A 15557-nucleotide genomic window follows, 5' to 3' on the forward strand; every position below is an offset into this window, starting at 1 on the left:
GGAAGGCCGGCGGAGCGTAAAGCCGCTAGACCTCGACGCTGGCCGCGAGATTTATGAAGCCGTCGAGGTAGGAAGGAGCCTTGCCGGTGCGATGACCGAGATGGATGGATTTGAGAATACCCTCTCCGATCCTGATCCCCTTTACGCCTTTGACCTTGCGAAGCAGCCAGTCCGGCGTTGCGCTGACTGCACGCCCCGAGGCCACGAGACGCAACATGAGATCGGTCGTTTCCACCGTGCGGTGCCGGCGTGGCTGAGCGTGACCGGGGACGAGAAACCTTGTGTAGATGTCGAGCCGCTCGCGTGAGACGGGATAGGTGATCAGCGTCTCGGTTGCCAGATCTTCCGGCTCGACATGATGCTTCTGTGCAAGCGGATGGGTGTCGGCTACGGCAAGCACCAGTTCGTAATCGAAAACGGGAGTAAAATTGAGCTCGGGGCGCGCACTGGGGTCGGGCGTAACCAGAATGTCGATTTCATGCCCCAGAAGGGCAGTCAGGCCGCCGAACTGGAAGGCTGTGGTTACGTCGAGTTCGACGTCCGGCCATGCTGCCAGAAACGGGTCGACCACCTGCATCAGCCAGTCCTGACACGGGTGACATTCCATACCAATACGGATCGATCCGCGCCGGCCGCGTGCATAATCCTCCAGGACTGTTTTGCCGTGTTCGAGCTGGGGCAGGACGCGCTGGGCGAGCTCCAGCAGGTATTCTCCTGCCAGCGTAAAACGCAGCTTATGCCCTTCGCGCTCGAAAAGCCTGACATTGTAGCGCTCCTCGAACCGACGAATGGCGTGGCTGACCGCCGATTGTGTCAGGCAAAGCTGCTCGGCTGCCTGTGTCAGGCTGCCCGACCGGTGAATCTCCCGCATGATGGCCAAAGGCTGGATTTCGATCACTACACATGAACTCCCGTCAGCTAACCCTATCTGGAACGGATCGGGCGTCATGCGCAAGCGATGCTGGGTGTTGGGTTGGGAGAGCGAGAAGAGGAGCGGCGACATGTCTGTGCTGGAAATAACGTTCTGGTCTCTATCGCCAGACTATAGAAAACCGAACGTCCCCCCTGCGCGCATTTTCAGGCAGGTGCCTGATTGCGCACCGGTTATTTATGACCCGGTCTCCTGTCACGCTGCGCCTCAGGCACAAGGCGGGTTGTGCCCGAGGACAGGGTCATAGGCGTGTCCTGACCCTGTTCTAACGACGCAGCGCCCCTCCGATAAGGTGCGCAACATCGCCTGCCCGTCCTGACAGAAGCCCCTTCGCAGCATAAAGGGCCATTCCTGCGACTTCTTTTGCATGAATATCGGGAGGCATGACCAGTTCGAATTCATTGGTCACCACATCCAGCAGGGCTGGTCCCGGTACGGCAAGGAATTCCTGTACAGCGGCATCGAGATCGACCGGATTTTCCACCTGGCGGCTCCACAGCCCGATGGCCGAGGCCACATGGCTGAAATCCGGATTGATCAGATTTGTGTAGTGATCGAGCAGACCCTCGACCTTCTGTTCGAGCTCGACGAAATTCAGGGAGCTGTTGTTGAAGACAACCACCTTGATCGGCAGATTTTCCTGTATCGAGGTCAGCAGATCGCCAAGCAGCATGGCAATGCCACCATCTCCTGAAAAGGAGATGACCTGACGATCGGGAAACGCCTTCTGTGCCCCCAGCGCCTGTGGCATTGCATTGGCCATGGTGCCGTGGCTCAGGCTCACCAGTGTGCGGTTCTGTCCGGTTGAGGGAACATGCCGGAGAACCCAGACCATAGGAGAGCCGCCATCAGCCGTAAAAACGGCATTGGGGGCAGCATGGCGTGCAACTGTTGCGGCCAGATATTGTGGGTGGATTGTGCCTTTCCCGCCAGTCACAGCCCTTTCGTCCAGCTTGTGCTGCGCCTCATGGGCAACTTTAAGCGAGGCATCCAGAAAAGCCCTGTCGGTACGCGGCGTGATATGCGGCAGCAAGGCGTCGAGTGTTGCACCGACATCGCCCGCAACGCCCAGATCGACAGGATGACGCCGACCCAGATGGACGGGATCGATATCGAGCTGAATGATCCTTGCCTTGTCGGGATAATACTGCGACCAGGCAAAATTGCAGCCCAGCAAAAGCAGCGTATCGCAGGAGGTAACGGCATGCAGGCCGCCTTCCGCTCCGATCATGCCGGTCATCCCGACATCGAAGGGATTATCGTGCTCCAGAAAGTCTTTGGCTCTCGATGTCCGGGCAACGGGCGCCTTCAGCGCATCGGCCAGACGCACGATCTGGTCGTGGGCGTCCTCACATCCTGAACCGCCGAAAATGGTAATGCGCTTACCAGCATTGAGCATATCCGCCATCAGGGCGATTTCGCTGGCATTAGGCGTTACGACGGGACGTGCGAAATGCGGACGATAGCCGGATGTATTTTCGGCTTTGGCGGCGAAAATATCGGCAGGCACGATCAGAACGGCGACACCGCGTCGTGCCATGGCGGCCTGAGCCGCCATAACCGTCATGCGGACCGCCTGTTCGGGGGTGCGTATCTCTTCACAGAAGACGGTCCCTGCCGCATAGACGGCGCGAAAATCGACCTCTTGCGGAAATTCGAACCCGAGCTGGTCACGTACGATCTGGCTTGCAATCAGGACCACAGGCGCGCGATTGCGGTTGCTCTCCCAGATGCCGTTAATGAAATGCAGACTGCCGGGACCGCACGACCCTGCGCAGAGGGTCAGTCGGTCGGCAAGCAGCGCCTCTGCTCCCGCTGCGAAAGCACCAGCTTCCTCGTGTCGCATATGAACGAAGGAAATCGCACTTCTGGAAAGTGCATCCGTGAAGTGATTCAGCGTATCTCCGGGAATGCCATAGCAGTGTTGTGCCCCGGTCTTTTCCAGAACGCTCACCATGGCTTCAGCAACGTTGCGGCTCATCTAGAAATCTCCACAGTCGACATCTGGTATGACAACGTGGAAAGCCGAAAACAGGTTCTGTTTTCGTACAAAACCTCACAATAAAGATATAATATGACGGGTTGTCGACTGGGATTTATCGTTAGATAATTCAATGAATAAACATGATTATTCCGTAATAAACTTGTTTTTCAGTGATCTCGCAGGGGGCATCGGCCATGAGAGTAAGTGGCTGTCGTGAGATGGTATGGCGAAAACGGGCCCGCTATCGCGATCCGGTCCTGCCAGAAGTGCTTCGGTCGATTTCCCGTTCAAGCCAGCCAGCAATAACGGCCAGAACGTAATTCTGCTGCTCTGGTGGCAGGGCAGTATTTTTCTCAAAACCATGCCACTTCATCAGGCATGACCGGCAACATGTGGCTGTAGCGTGCTGAGCGACAAAGACCGGATGGCCTCGCCATGGTGTCTGTCGACCGTCATTTTCAGGGCGGGCAGGAGCCAGCCTGCGGGCGATGAAAGCTGCGCCATGGTCGAGAACCTGTGGCAAGCCTGTCCGTTCGAGATAGGCAATCTCGTCCTGCGAAAGGTGGAATTTGCTGCGGAAACGCGATCTGGCGAGTTTCTCCCACAGCATATTGGCGACGGTCGGTAAATTGCGTTCCTGTGCGAAGAGATCGCCTTGTCCGCCCGATGGCGCATTGTCATGCGCTTTTGTCACCCGCCTACTCCTGAGAAGCTGTTTATGCGTGCCGTATCGACATGTCTTGCACCCGTGTCAGTACACGCGCTGCCACAGCATAACAGATCCTCTCTTGGATTCTCCCGGGCATACGATTTTCGGGATCAGCACCGGAATAGCTGGGAGTAAGCCCAAAACGGTCATATCGCTCGACGTTTCCATCGGTATTGAAGCGCCTTGCGCGGACCGTAATCCCCAAGCGTATCACGCCGTGACAGACCGTTGCGGTTTACAAAAATGATGCTGTGCAGTACGCGGCGGTCGTCAATGCGAGGCCGACCGGTGACTTCCGGGAGAGAACGGTCGCATACGCTCCTTTTGTCCAGCCCATCAGCCAAGACAGGTCGCTCATCTTCAGTCTCCTCAAGAAGCCTAAATCAGATTTACCCACCTCAAGCAATGGGTCCTGAGCCTACGCAAAAACGCTCATCTGTGATTATCCAAACGGGCTCTTGGAAGAGATCTGTCTATTCAAGAACTTGCAAGAGAGCTGAATTATTTATTTTTCTTGAGAAATACAAATGCCATAAACACTACAAAATATGCCAGCATTGCGATCTTTTTAATCCCGAATGTGCTGGAGCTTTCCGGAAACAGGAGTAGCGTAACAATCAACGCCAATATAAACACCGCAAAACCTACGGTGTAATTTTTTCTAATATTCAATTTTTAATCCTTCAATATAAGTTCTTATAATTGAGAAAATAAAAATAAATACATGGAAAACGACTCAATCTATCCTGAATTTGATAAATTTTTCGATCACGCCTGCAATTCCGCAGTCCCCCACCATGGGGTGATTCAACAAAACAGGATTTCAGCTCGTAAATATCCCAGCCTGCCATGGTACCCACCGCTTCGCCCCGATTGCGCGGCTCTCCATCCAATACTCCACTGCGCTAGGCTCAGGACCCCTAGCCGGAACATGACGGTTGCGGCGAGGCAGATAGCTAAAAAGAAGACTGTCGGGCATCTGTCATAGCGGGTCGTGCCTCTCAGTGAGCCAGCGACAAGCCAGTGCTGAGGATGCAAAGATCTTTCTCAGGCATTTGCCATCGACCATCCTGGGAGCTTGATACTGACCCGCGCCACGCTGATCAAAGTGCTCAATTGGCTGAATGGCTGTAACCGGGCCGATCTTGAATGCGCCAACGAGCAGTACTTTCTCCTTCACCCTACGTCGCCCGTTACGTGGCGTCGGGAGCAGTTCGAGACCTTTTTGACAGCATTGATTAATTTCTGGAACGACGGAGGCTGAGCAACTCGGGTGTCCCCTGCAGAGGTGTTTTCATCGAGTTCAAGGGGCGCCAGAGAGAACGGCAGAAATGCCCCAATCGTAGTCTATCACTGCTCCCCTAACAGTTTGTCTGCTTCATTTTCCTTGAGCGGACAGGTGCTACAGGGGCCCAGCTGTGTTGGTCATGTGATCTGCAACGGCTGTCCTTCCTAGATTTGCCATTCCTTTTTTACGAATGACTCGAATTCTCTTTTTGCGCGCATGTTTCATCGAATATTTTGGTCTTCAGCTAGGGGCACACCAAAGCTAAACAAATCATCAAGATAAGAAGCACTCCGAAAAGATGGAAGGAATTGTCGACATACATGAGAATAGATCCGAAAAGATCCCAATTGTTTGATATATAAACACAATCATGGCATGAATCAATTGTAGGAAATGCTTTTATATACTGACTGTGAGTATCTACAGAAATTAATCCGCTCGCTGCACCGACCGTAACCGCCATGGCGGTGAGAGGAAACTTACTTTCGCCTCCGGGATGTCGCGCGCCGGCAAATCCGAGTATCACCGCCAGCACGATGCCTACAACAGCGACTATTTTACATGTTAGGTAGAGCTATTGATGCTCTGAGGAAAAGAATGTTTCAATGCCCTCTCCTGTCAGATCGCTTTCCCAACCCGCCCTGTGAAAGCAATATGTACCGCATGCATAGATCGATATCATTATAACAAACGCAAGAAGTGGCATGAACTTACCGAAATATATCGAAGGTCCTTTGATATTTTTAAGCGCTATGCAGATTAGTTCGCGTATTAGTGTAAGTTTCTTACTTAATACTTGTATAAGTAAAATAATAACTCCTCGGTTTAACAGTGTTTTGGATTTCACAGTCGCGCGACCATCCGCCACTATCGTTTTCCGATAAAGATGAATGGGAAGACTGAAATTGTACTACAGCAGTGTTTTTTGCTAGAGTGTTTTCCCCTCAATCTGGCTCGTATCCAGCGGCGGTGAAGAAGTTGGCGCATTCTGCGGGCGCGACCTGATCGATGAGCTTGCCGATCATGTCCCAAAGCCCGTCGCTGGTGTGCTCGGCGGCGCGGCGGAGATGAGCCTTGAGTTTGGAAAACGCCATCTCGATCGGGTTGAAGTCCGGGCTGTAGGGTGGCAGGAACCGTAGGCTGGCTCCGGCGGCCTCGATCGCCGCCTGCACGCCCGGCCCCTTGTGCGAGCTGAGATTGTCCATGACGACGATGTCGCCGGGGCGCAGATCCGGCACGAGGACACGTTCGACATAGGTCAGGAAAGCTCTGCGGCCGTTGATCGGTCCGTCCAGCACCATGGGGGCCACGATGCCGATCAGCCGCAGTCCCGCGATGAACGTTGTGGTCTTCCAGTGCCCGTGCGGCACGGCGGATCGTAATCTCTGCCCCGGCCGACAGCGACTATGACGTCACGCCATGTTGGTCGAGGCCTAGGTTTCATCAATGAAAACCAGTCGCTTGGGGTCGAGATCGGGCTGGGTATCAAACCAGTCCCGCCGTCGCGTCAGGACATCCGGACGGTCCTGCTCCGCCGCATGGGCAGACTTTTGTTCCATGTGATCTGGTGGCGCGCGAAGACGCCCCACAGCGTGCCAATCGCGAAATGGTAGCCACCCTCAGCCAGCCGGATACGGATTTCGGCAAGGGTCAAGTCGTCCTGCGCCGCGATCAGGGCATGGATCCAGTCGGCCTGTGCTTCGATCCTGTGTAACAGTCGATCCCCACCGCGTGGCTTTGCTGCGGGGCTGCCAGTCGACGCGGTCAGGACACACCAGCGAACGGCACTCGCCGGACTAACGCCGAAGCGCTCGGCAACCTGCCGGCGGGACAGGCCCTTTGAAACCGCCGCAACAACGCGGGCGCAAAAATTTAGAGACAGGGTGTGTGACGACATCCAGCGCCGACCTCCATCCCGGCCGTCATCTTGAATCAGATCACACCCAGATTGAGGATCCCCAATGCTTCAATCAGCAAAGAAAAGTGCTCTAGCCTGCAAATCGTTGATTAGAGGGTAGAGCGGTGGCGGTACGTGGGACATCGCGTACCGGCCTTTCGGCATCGAAAGCGCCGATCAAATCTACGCCTAGCCGCCGTTGACGAATAGCTCGTCGAGCCCGGTCAGACCAAGGCTCACGATGTTCGAGTAGATGCGGCGATCCTTAGGTATCATTCACAGCCCGCTTCGATGGGTGAAAATCTTCTCGGTAACGTCGCAGCGATAGTGGCCTACACGGGAACCGCGTCATACTTCACCTGATTGCTCAGCGCATTCGGCCCTGGGCGGCTTCACACGGTGTAAGCTCAAGCGTTCCTTTGCCGTCAACGTTTTACCATACGCGTTGCTGTGAGGTCGTTTGCGCTACGTCGGGCGGTGTGACACACCAGAAATGGTGCAGTTTCTGGCTGCCGCGCTCGCCTAGTGCATCGGTGACGATGCAGATTCGATAGCTCCCGTCGAGGAACTTCCCGCGTTGCTCGAGACGTATCTTGTCAAACTCGTTGAAGGTGAAGTCTGCCACCACCGCGCTCCCGGATCGGCCCTTCACCTCGATGCAAAGCGTAGCATCGCCTTGAACGGCGACGAGGTCATATCCTCGATTCTCTATCGAGACGTCGTCAACGTTGTAGCCAAGCACTTTGAAGTGCTCGGTCACGATCCGCATCGCGGCATCTTCGATCTCCTTGCGCTTTTCCGGATCTGGTTGGAAGCGATGACCCTTGCTTCCGGACTTTGGCGAGACGGCCTCCGCAAGCGGCAATGCTTTCCCGGTCTCAATGAAATGACGGATGCGACGTGCGATCTCGGGCCCGACCTCCGTCTGCAGCTCAGGAAAGTAGACTGGGCTCTGGCCGGGTATTCCCTTGTCGCCTTTCTTGCGCGGTGGGATCCAGAGAACCCGCTCCTCTGGCGCGAGCAGTTTGCAATCCTTTTCATCCGCCTCGACCTGAAACGACAGCGTGTGCGACTCATGAGAGTACGGATCGTGATAGGTCCTCGCCTGCCTCAGCGCGCCCTTGGGTTGCTGGCGATCACGATAGACCGTGGCGTTGTAGTACCACCCGACGACGATCCTCCCTCGACGAGGCGACGGATCCGGCGCGGTCCAGACGACCAAAACATTGTCGATGGAATCGCTCGTGGGCGTGGTCCCGAGCTTTTCGATATGGAGCGACTTTTCAAGTACTTCGACATGCCCAAAGCAGCGACCAAAGGTCGGCTTGAAATTCAGGACCTCCCCGCCCCATCCATTCTCTGCCGCCCATTTGAAGCCGCCCGCATAGAATCCTTCCAGGCTGCCGTCATAGTTATTAAGATGGATACCGTGCAGCACAATCAACGGACGGTTCATTGGGGTCACCTCCATATTACGATTAGACAAACCGGTATCTTGGCTAGATTTGCCCTTCAACAAGCCACGACGGAATGACAGAAAAGCACCAAAGCTAAGTCTATCACGCTTGGCTTAGCGATGTCCGCTTTCGCGGCATTACCATCAGCGCTCGAATGTCCGACATGAGGGCGGAAGCTGACATCCATGCTTGAACGCAGCCGCACAGGCAGACAGATGATCTGCGCTGCATCGAAACCATACCTCTGGGACAGAGATTTTGGGCCATCCCCTGCCGTTTCGCGTCCATTCCATCTACTTCCGATCATTAAGGCCATCTGAAGTAGGTTGGTATACGGGAAGCTCGCCCCGGAGCTCTCTGCGCATAGTAGGAGGCTATGGAATCCTGACTGTGGAACATAGAGAATTAGAAGTGGACTGTTTATTTCGAAGTCGAGAAACCGGAAAGCGGATTTTTCTATGAATACAAGCGGAGTTCATTTTAAAAGCCGGGACGTCTTCGTTTCGAGAAATATTGCCATCCTGCTGCATATGACACGCGTCTACTATTAAAGATCCCGGAGAAAGTCAGGGTTGCAACATGCTCACGCCGGTCGAGACGCATCCGCCCCATCTCTACCTCTGTTGCGCACGTCGCAGGATTATTGTCAGGCAAGAACGGAGACGCGGCCCTCAGCCGAACATAGAAACGAGTTCTCGGTCTTTTTTCTGGGGAGGCCTTGCCCATGATTGAAGACCAAAAGGCAAGCTATAACTTCTCTGCTGAGAGGTCGGGAAACGCGACGCTATCAACCATGCGTACCGGCCGGAGCTGCATTTACCCGCCCTGTTGCGGAGGAGGGACGCAACAGAGGCTGATTGATGGCTCGCACGCCGCGGGAGGCGTCTCAGCCCGGAAAGGGGCGCCATGTGGTGACATAACGCATGAGTGTGAGAAGCACGGTCTGGGTCTCTCCAAGTCTGCTCTCATCGATTGTCCACGGGGGCTGTTCCTGCGCCATATAGGTGCTTTGGGCCATTTCCATCTGGATGGCATGGATATTGCGTGAGGGCTGACCGTAATGACGGGTTGTGTAGCCGCCCTTGAACCGCCCGTTAACGATGGTGGTAAGGCGGCTTTGGCCAGCAAGGAGCGTGCTCAGCGCGTTCGTCAGGTGGACATCGCAAGATGCCCCGTCATTGGTCCCAAGGTTGAGGTCAGGCAATTGCCCCTCAAAAAGCCGGGGCACGAGCGAGCGTATGGAATGCCCGTCCCAGAGTAAGGCCCAACCCCATATGTTGCGCAGTCTCTCGAGTTCTGCCTCCAGGGCTGCGTGATAGGGTTTCCAGTATGTTTCGAGACGATGGGCGATCTCATCCTCTCCCGGAATTTCACCGGGGCGATAGAGATCTTCGCCGTCAAAGCTGAATTCTGGCACCAGCCCGGTTTTCGGTCGGCCGGGATACAGCGTGGCATCATCAGGCCCACGATTGAGATCGATGACATAGCGGGAATATCTCGCTGCAATGACGCCCATACCCAGATCAGGGGCAAAGTCATAAATACGCTCCATATGCCAGTCCGTATCGGGTCGGGCCAGGCCAGTAGCGCTCATGCGCGCCTCCATGCCCGGGGCCAGAAGCGTGCCATTATGCGGTAGCGCGATCAGGACCGGGGACTCGCCGCGTGTCAGGGTAAAAACGCTCGTTTCGCTCATGGCCCGGTTTCCTGTCTCTCTTTCTGACGTGTTCTGGGGGGAGTGCTCAATGATGCAGCCTTGTCACTACACGCCGGAAAGCATCAGCTATGATCCTCTCCCGGGCATGATGACCGCTTTCGATGACCCATTCTCCCGCGACCAGCATATGCTGCACCGGCAGGCTCGGACGGGCAAAGAGTGCGCCATCGAAAATCGCGTCCTGCTCAAGCCCGGGCAGGGCCATGGCTTCAGGGTCGAGAACGCAGAGATCGGCTCTCATGCCGGGGGCCAGCCTGCCGCCATTCTGCTGGCAGGCCTGTGTCCCGCCTTTGAGAGCCGCTTCGTAGAGATAACGTCCGACCGATCCGAGCATGTCGTCCGGCAGGGCGCAGCAGCGTTTTCGGCTCACAAGACGGCGGCCGTATTCGAGAAGGCGTAGTTCTTCCGACACCGATGGCAGGATATTGCTGTCCGTTCCTATTCCGAAACGACCGCCTTGGGTAATATAGGATTCCAGGGGGAACAGCCCGTCTCCAAGATTGGCTTCCGTGATAGGGCACAACCCAGCAACCGCCCCAGACGCCGCAAGCCGGCGCGTTTCATCCTGATCTAGATGGGTGGCATGGACCAGGCACCAGTGCCGGTCGATCGGTACCTCATCGAGGAGCCATGCCACAGGACGTCTGCCAAGGTAATCCAGGCAGTCGGCAACTTCTTTCTGCTGTTCAGCGACATGAATATGGATCGGCATGTTTTTGCCGATCATTCCGAGCATGCGGTTCAGACTCTCCCTGTCGACGGCGCGCAGGGAATGTAGCCCCAGGCCTGCCTTGACAAGGGGATTACCCTTGTGCCGCGTCTCGAGGGTCTCAAGTATGGTTGCGATGAATTCGGGCGAACTCGCAAAACGCGCCTGCTCGGGGGCCAGCGCCTTGCCGAACCCTGCGTGCCGGTAGAGCGTCGGCAACATGGTCACGCCAATGCCCGTATCCTGTGCAGCCTGAACGACAGCGAGGGCCATCTCCGCCTTGTCGTCGTAGGCGTTTCCGTCGGGCCCACGATGCAGGTAATGGAACTCGCCCACTTGGGAAAAACCGGCCTTCAGCATCTCGAGATAAAGCTGGGCTGCGATGATGCGCATATCTTCCGGCGTGATGCGCGATGCGAGCGCATACATCTGCTTGCGCCATGTCCAGAATGAGTCGACGGGATGGCGGCGTGTCTCCGCCAGTCCTGCCATGGCGCGCTGGAACGCGTGAGAATGCAGGCTGGCCAGCGGCGGTACAACAATGTCGACGACCCGATCGCTTGCACGGGGTGTTTCATAGACGTCGATATGAGTGAAATGCCCCCCCTCCCATTGCAGGCGCACGTCATGACGCCAGCCACCGGGCAGGAAAGCCTGCTTGGCGAAAACCGCGCAGGGAGACGACATTTCAGACATCAGGAACTCCGCAGGATGAGATCAGAGGGAAGGTTCCGGAGCCGGATGCTCCGGCATGGAACGTGTTACGACTACCGTTGCGCGTTAACGTTATCATAACTAGACATGTATAGATAAGTCAGGTCAAGCGGGCTAGGAGTTGAGCAACGATGTGGGACAGGCTCTGGATCAATGCGCATCTTGCGACGCTAGCGCCCCATGTGGATCATCACGATATCGAGACGGAATCCGGCTTGTTGCGCGATGGTGCGATTGCGGTCGAACAAGGCAGGATTGCCTGGATAGGATCACGTTGCGACCTGCCCGGCGCACCCGAGACCCTGTCGAACGAGGTAATCGATTGCCGGGGAGCATGGATTACGCCGGGGCTGATCGATCCGCATACCCACCTCGTCTATGCCGGCGACAGAAGCGAGGAGTTCTCCGAACGACTCTGCGGTGTGTCCTATCAGGAGATCGCCCGACGCGGCGGGGGAATACTCTCCACTGTGAGAGCCACGAGGGCTGCGAGCGAGGACGAGCTTTTCGCGCTCTCCGAAAAACGAGCCAAGCGGCTCATGGCGAATGGTGTGACGACACTGGAGATCAAATCCGGCTACGGACTGACGCTTGAGGATGAACTCAAGCAATTGCGCGTGGCGCGTCGTCTGGGTTCCGAACTCAGGCTGCGCGTGCATGTGAGCTTTCTTGGTGCTCATGCCTTGCCGCCTGAATTCGTCGGTCGTCGTGAAGCCTATCTGGGGCATCTTTGCACCGACCTCCTGCCTCAAATCGCAGCTGGAGGACTCGCAGATAGCGTGGATGGTTTCTGCGAAGGCATTGCTTTTCAGCCTCATGAAATCGAGCGTCTGTTCATCACAGCGCGGGATCTCGGTTTCACACTGCGTCTTCATGCTGATCAGCTTTCCGATCTGGGCGGTGCCTCGCTTGCTGCGCGGCTGGGAGCACTCTCTGCCGATCACGTGGAATACGCCCATGAGGAAGGTATCAGGGCCATGGCGGCGCAGGGTACGGTGGCTGTTCTTCTGCCGGGGGCCTTTTATTTCGTCCGCGAAGACAAGCTGCCCCCTGTGGAGGCTTTCCGTGCGCATGGTGTGCGCATGGCGCTTGCGACGGATTGCAACCCCGGCACTTCGCCTTTGCTGTCACCCACGGCCGTGATGAACATGGCCTGTACCCTGTTCCGGCTGACACCGCGCGAAGCGCTGGACGGCCATACGCGCCACGCGGCCGCTGCGCTCGGACTCTCGGCAACCTGCGGTATGCTGGCGCCTGGAATGGCTGCCGATATGGCGCTCTGGGACATCACCGCCCCTCACGAGCTCGCATACTGGATCGGCGGGGTGATGCCTGTGGGACGTGTTTTCGCCGGCGTTCCGGATCAGGTTCTCTGATAGGGGGCAGCGCGGCCGGGAGTAGGAAGGTTATGATCCCGTGCTAAAGACTGGCGAGCCGGGTATGACCGGTATAGACATCTGGCCTGGGCAGAAAGGGGATGCAAGAGGGTGACCATATTGCTGGGCAAGGACAAGCCGGCCGCACGTTACGAGCAGGTCAAATCATACATCCTCTCCCGTATAGAGACGGGAGAATGGGAGGTCGGGCACAGGCTTCCTTCCGAGAGTGAACTCGTCGACCTTCTCGGTGTGTCACGCATGACTGTGCATCGTGCCCTGCGCGAACTGACCGTCGATGGCGTGGTTACTCGTGCACAGGGTGTGGGCACCTTTGTGGCCGAGCCGCTCAAGCGTGTCGAGTTGCTTGAATTGCGCGATATCGCAGAGGATATCGTTTCGAACGGCCACACCCACACCACGCGCGTCATCACGCTGGGCTCCATCCGGGCCGATAGCGACCTAGCCATGGCTTTCGGTCAGCGCCCCGGCGCACGGCTCTTCCATTCGATCATCGTTCATCTCGAAGACGGTACGCCGCTTCAGGTTGAGGAACGCTTCGTTTCGCCCCATTTTGCCCCCGATTATCTGGAGCAGGATTTCAGCCTGTCCCACCCGCACCGGCATCTTTCCTCGATCTCGCATCCCGAGGAAATCGAGCATGTCGTCTTTGCTGTCACGCCCAGTCAGGAAACATGCGATCTGCTCGACCTCGAGGCGCCCGAGGCCTGCCTGCAACTCATGCGTCGCACCTGGGTTGATGAGCGCGTGGTGATGAAAGGCATCTTCACCTATCCCGGGAGCCGCTACAGCTTCGTCGGGCGCTATCGCCCCTGAACGGGGGCGATATCTAGCGAGCCTCGTCGTACACGTCCCAGATTTCCGTTTTCTTCTGTCTGTACCCGGATCGCCATCCCGCCCATGTGCATGTTCGCTCTCACGGCATCTGGGACTCACGAAAGACACGCCGAGCCGGGCGATGCATTGGGATGTCATTCTCAAATCGTGACGATTTTTGATTGACAGAAACAGTTCTTATGACACACCTTAACATGTATATACATGTTTGGGTCAGGAGATGTCGTGAGCGCCCAGGATTCCTTGCCAGCTAGGCTGGCCAATGACAGGATTATTCGCGCGGCCCATGGGCCGGAACTGACAGCGCGGTCATGGCAGACCGAGGCGGCGCTGCGCATGCTGATGAATAATCTTGATCCCGATGTGGCCGAGAAGCCCTCAGAACTGGTAGTTTATGGCGGTATCGGTCGCGCGGCCCGCAACTGGGCCTGCTATGACGGGATTGTGCGTGCCCTGACCGATCTGGACGCCGACCAGACGCTGCTCGTCCAGTCGGGCAAGCCGGTCGGGGTGTTTCGTACCCATCCCGATGCTCCCCGTGTTCTAATCGCCAATTCCAACCTGGTACCGCACTGGGCGAATTGGGATCGGTTTAATGAACTCGACCGGGCCGGGTTGATGATGTACGGCCAGATGACTGCAGGGTCGTGGATCTATATCGGCAGTCAGGGCATCGTGCAGGGGACATACGAGACCTTTGTCGAAATGGGGCGGCAATACTATGGGGGCTCGTTGCGCGGCCGCTGGATCCTGACGGGAGGTCTGGGCGGGATGAGCGGTGCACAGCCTCTCGCCGCGGTAATGGCAGGCGCCTCGATGCTGGCCGTCGAATGTGAGCCGAGCCGTATCGAGAAGCGCCTCGAAACGGGCTATCTCGACCGAAAGACGGACTCGCTCGACCAGGCGCTCGAATGGATCGATGCAGCCTGCAAGGCTGATATGCCGATCTCGGTCGGGTTGCTGGGTAACGCTGCGGAGATTTTCCCCGAGCTTTTGCGTCGTGGCGTCCGTCCCGATGCCGTGACCGACCAGACATCGGCCCATGATCCACTGAACGGCTATCTGCCCGCAGGGTGGTCGCTCGATCAGGCAGCTCATAAGCGCGTGACAGATCCTGCTGCCGTAGAACGCGCCGCCAAGGACTCCATGCGCCTTCAGGTCGAGGCCATGGTGGCATTTCATCGTATGGGTGTCCCGACATTCGATTACGGCAATAATATCCGGCAGATGGCCTTCGAGGTCGGATGCGAGGACGCTTTCGCTTTCCCGGGTTTTGTCCCGGCCTATATAAGGCCGCTCTTCTGCCGCGGCATCGGCCCCTTTCGCTGGGCTGCCCTCTCTGGCGATCCCGAGGATATCTACAAGACGGACGCCAAGGTCAGGGAACTGCTCCCGCATGACACGCATCTGCACAACTGGCTCGATATGGCGCGCGAGAAGATCCAGTTCCAGGGTCTACCCGCACGCATCTGCTGGGTCGGACTCGGCGATCGCCACCGGCTCGGTCTTGCCTTCAACGAGATGGTCGCAAGCGGTGAGCTCAAGGCCCCTGTCGTGATCGGTCGAGATCATCTCGACAGCGGTTCTGTCGCCAGCCCGAACCGCGAGACCGAGGCAATGAAGGATGGGTCGGATGCCGTTTCCGATTGGCCCTTGCTCAATGCCCTGCTCAACACGGCGTCTGGCGCCACCTGGGTTTCGCTGCATCATGGCGGCGGCGTGGGAATGGGTTTCTCACAGCACGCGGGCATGGTTATCGTTGCCGACGGAACAGCGGAGGCAGCAAGCCGTCTGGAACGTGTGTTGTGGAACGACCCCGCGACCGGTGTCATGCGTCATGCCGATGCGGGCTACGATATCGCCAGAGACTGTGCCCGGGAACAGGGTCTCACCCTGCCTATGATCGACGGAGCCTGA

General features: G+C 57.0%; 9 protein-coding genes and 2 pseudogenes. 3 read left to right on the plus strand and 8 right to left on the minus strand.

All coding sequences use genetic code 11. The annotated features are described in order from the left end of the window. Positions 1-25: 25 nt before the first annotated feature. From NF685_RS00170 to NF685_RS00205, 8 genes and pseudogenes are all read right to left on the minus strand, one after another. Positions 26-1003, minus strand: a complete 978-nt coding sequence (locus NF685_RS00170; protein ID WP_252848154.1) for a LysR family transcriptional regulator — start codon at positions 1001-1003, stop codon at positions 26-28. Positions 1004-1196: 193 nt separating this feature from the next. Further along, a complete protein-coding gene (locus NF685_RS00175; protein ID WP_252848155.1) occupies positions 1197-2912 on the minus strand; it encodes a thiamine pyrophosphate-dependent enzyme in 1716 nt (571 codons plus the stop codon). A 244-nt stretch (positions 2913-3156) separates the two neighbouring features. Next, on the minus strand, positions 3157-3525 hold the full coding sequence (locus tag NF685_RS00180) for a DUF4186 domain-containing protein (RefSeq protein ID WP_252848459.1): 369 nt from the start codon (positions 3523-3525) through the stop codon (positions 3157-3159). 257 nt (positions 3526-3782) lie between these two features. Next, positions 3783-3982: pseudogene (locus tag NF685_RS00185) on the minus strand (IS5/IS1182 family transposase); the annotation flags it as partial. 1874 nt (positions 3983-5856) lie between these two features. Then, a pseudogene (locus NF685_RS00190) lies at positions 5857-6809 on the minus strand (IS630 family transposase). A gap of 433 nt (positions 6810-7242) precedes the next feature. Beyond that, on the minus strand, positions 7243-8265 hold the full coding sequence (locus NF685_RS00195; protein ID WP_252848156.1) for a protein NO VEIN domain-containing protein: 1023 nt from the start codon (positions 8263-8265) through the stop codon (positions 7243-7245). Between the two features lie 887 nt (positions 8266-9152). Further along, positions 9153-9962, minus strand: coding sequence for an N-formylglutamate deformylase (gene hutG, locus NF685_RS00200; RefSeq protein WP_252848157.1), 810 nt, complete (start codon positions 9960-9962; stop codon positions 9153-9155). A gap of 46 nt (positions 9963-10008) precedes the next feature. After that, positions 10009-11388, minus strand: coding sequence for a formimidoylglutamate deiminase (locus NF685_RS00205; protein ID WP_252848158.1), 1380 nt, complete (start codon positions 11386-11388; stop codon positions 10009-10011). 149 nt (positions 11389-11537) lie between these two features. On the opposite strand from NF685_RS00205, the gene hutI reads away from it, so the two are divergent. The 3 genes from hutI to hutU all read left to right on the plus strand — a co-directional run bounded on the left by hutI (position 11538) and on the right by hutU (position 15557). Then, the gene (gene hutI / locus NF685_RS00210; protein ID WP_252848159.1) at positions 11538-12782 is read left to right on the plus strand and encodes an imidazolonepropionase; all 1245 of its coding nucleotides are present in this window, start codon (positions 11538-11540) and stop codon (positions 12780-12782) included. A gap of 111 nt (positions 12783-12893) precedes the next feature. After that, positions 12894-13619, plus strand: a complete 726-nt coding sequence (hutC, locus tag NF685_RS00215; protein WP_252848160.1) for a histidine utilization repressor — start codon at positions 12894-12896, stop codon at positions 13617-13619. Positions 13620-13883: 264 nt separating this feature from the next. After that, positions 13884-15557, plus strand: a complete 1674-nt coding sequence (gene hutU / locus NF685_RS00220) for a urocanate hydratase (protein ID WP_252848460.1) — start codon at positions 13884-13886, stop codon at positions 15555-15557.

The organism is Asaia lannensis NBRC 102526, from assembly GCF_024054035.1.
Classification (GTDB): Bacteria; Pseudomonadota; Alphaproteobacteria; order Acetobacterales; family Acetobacteraceae; genus Asaia; species Asaia lannensis.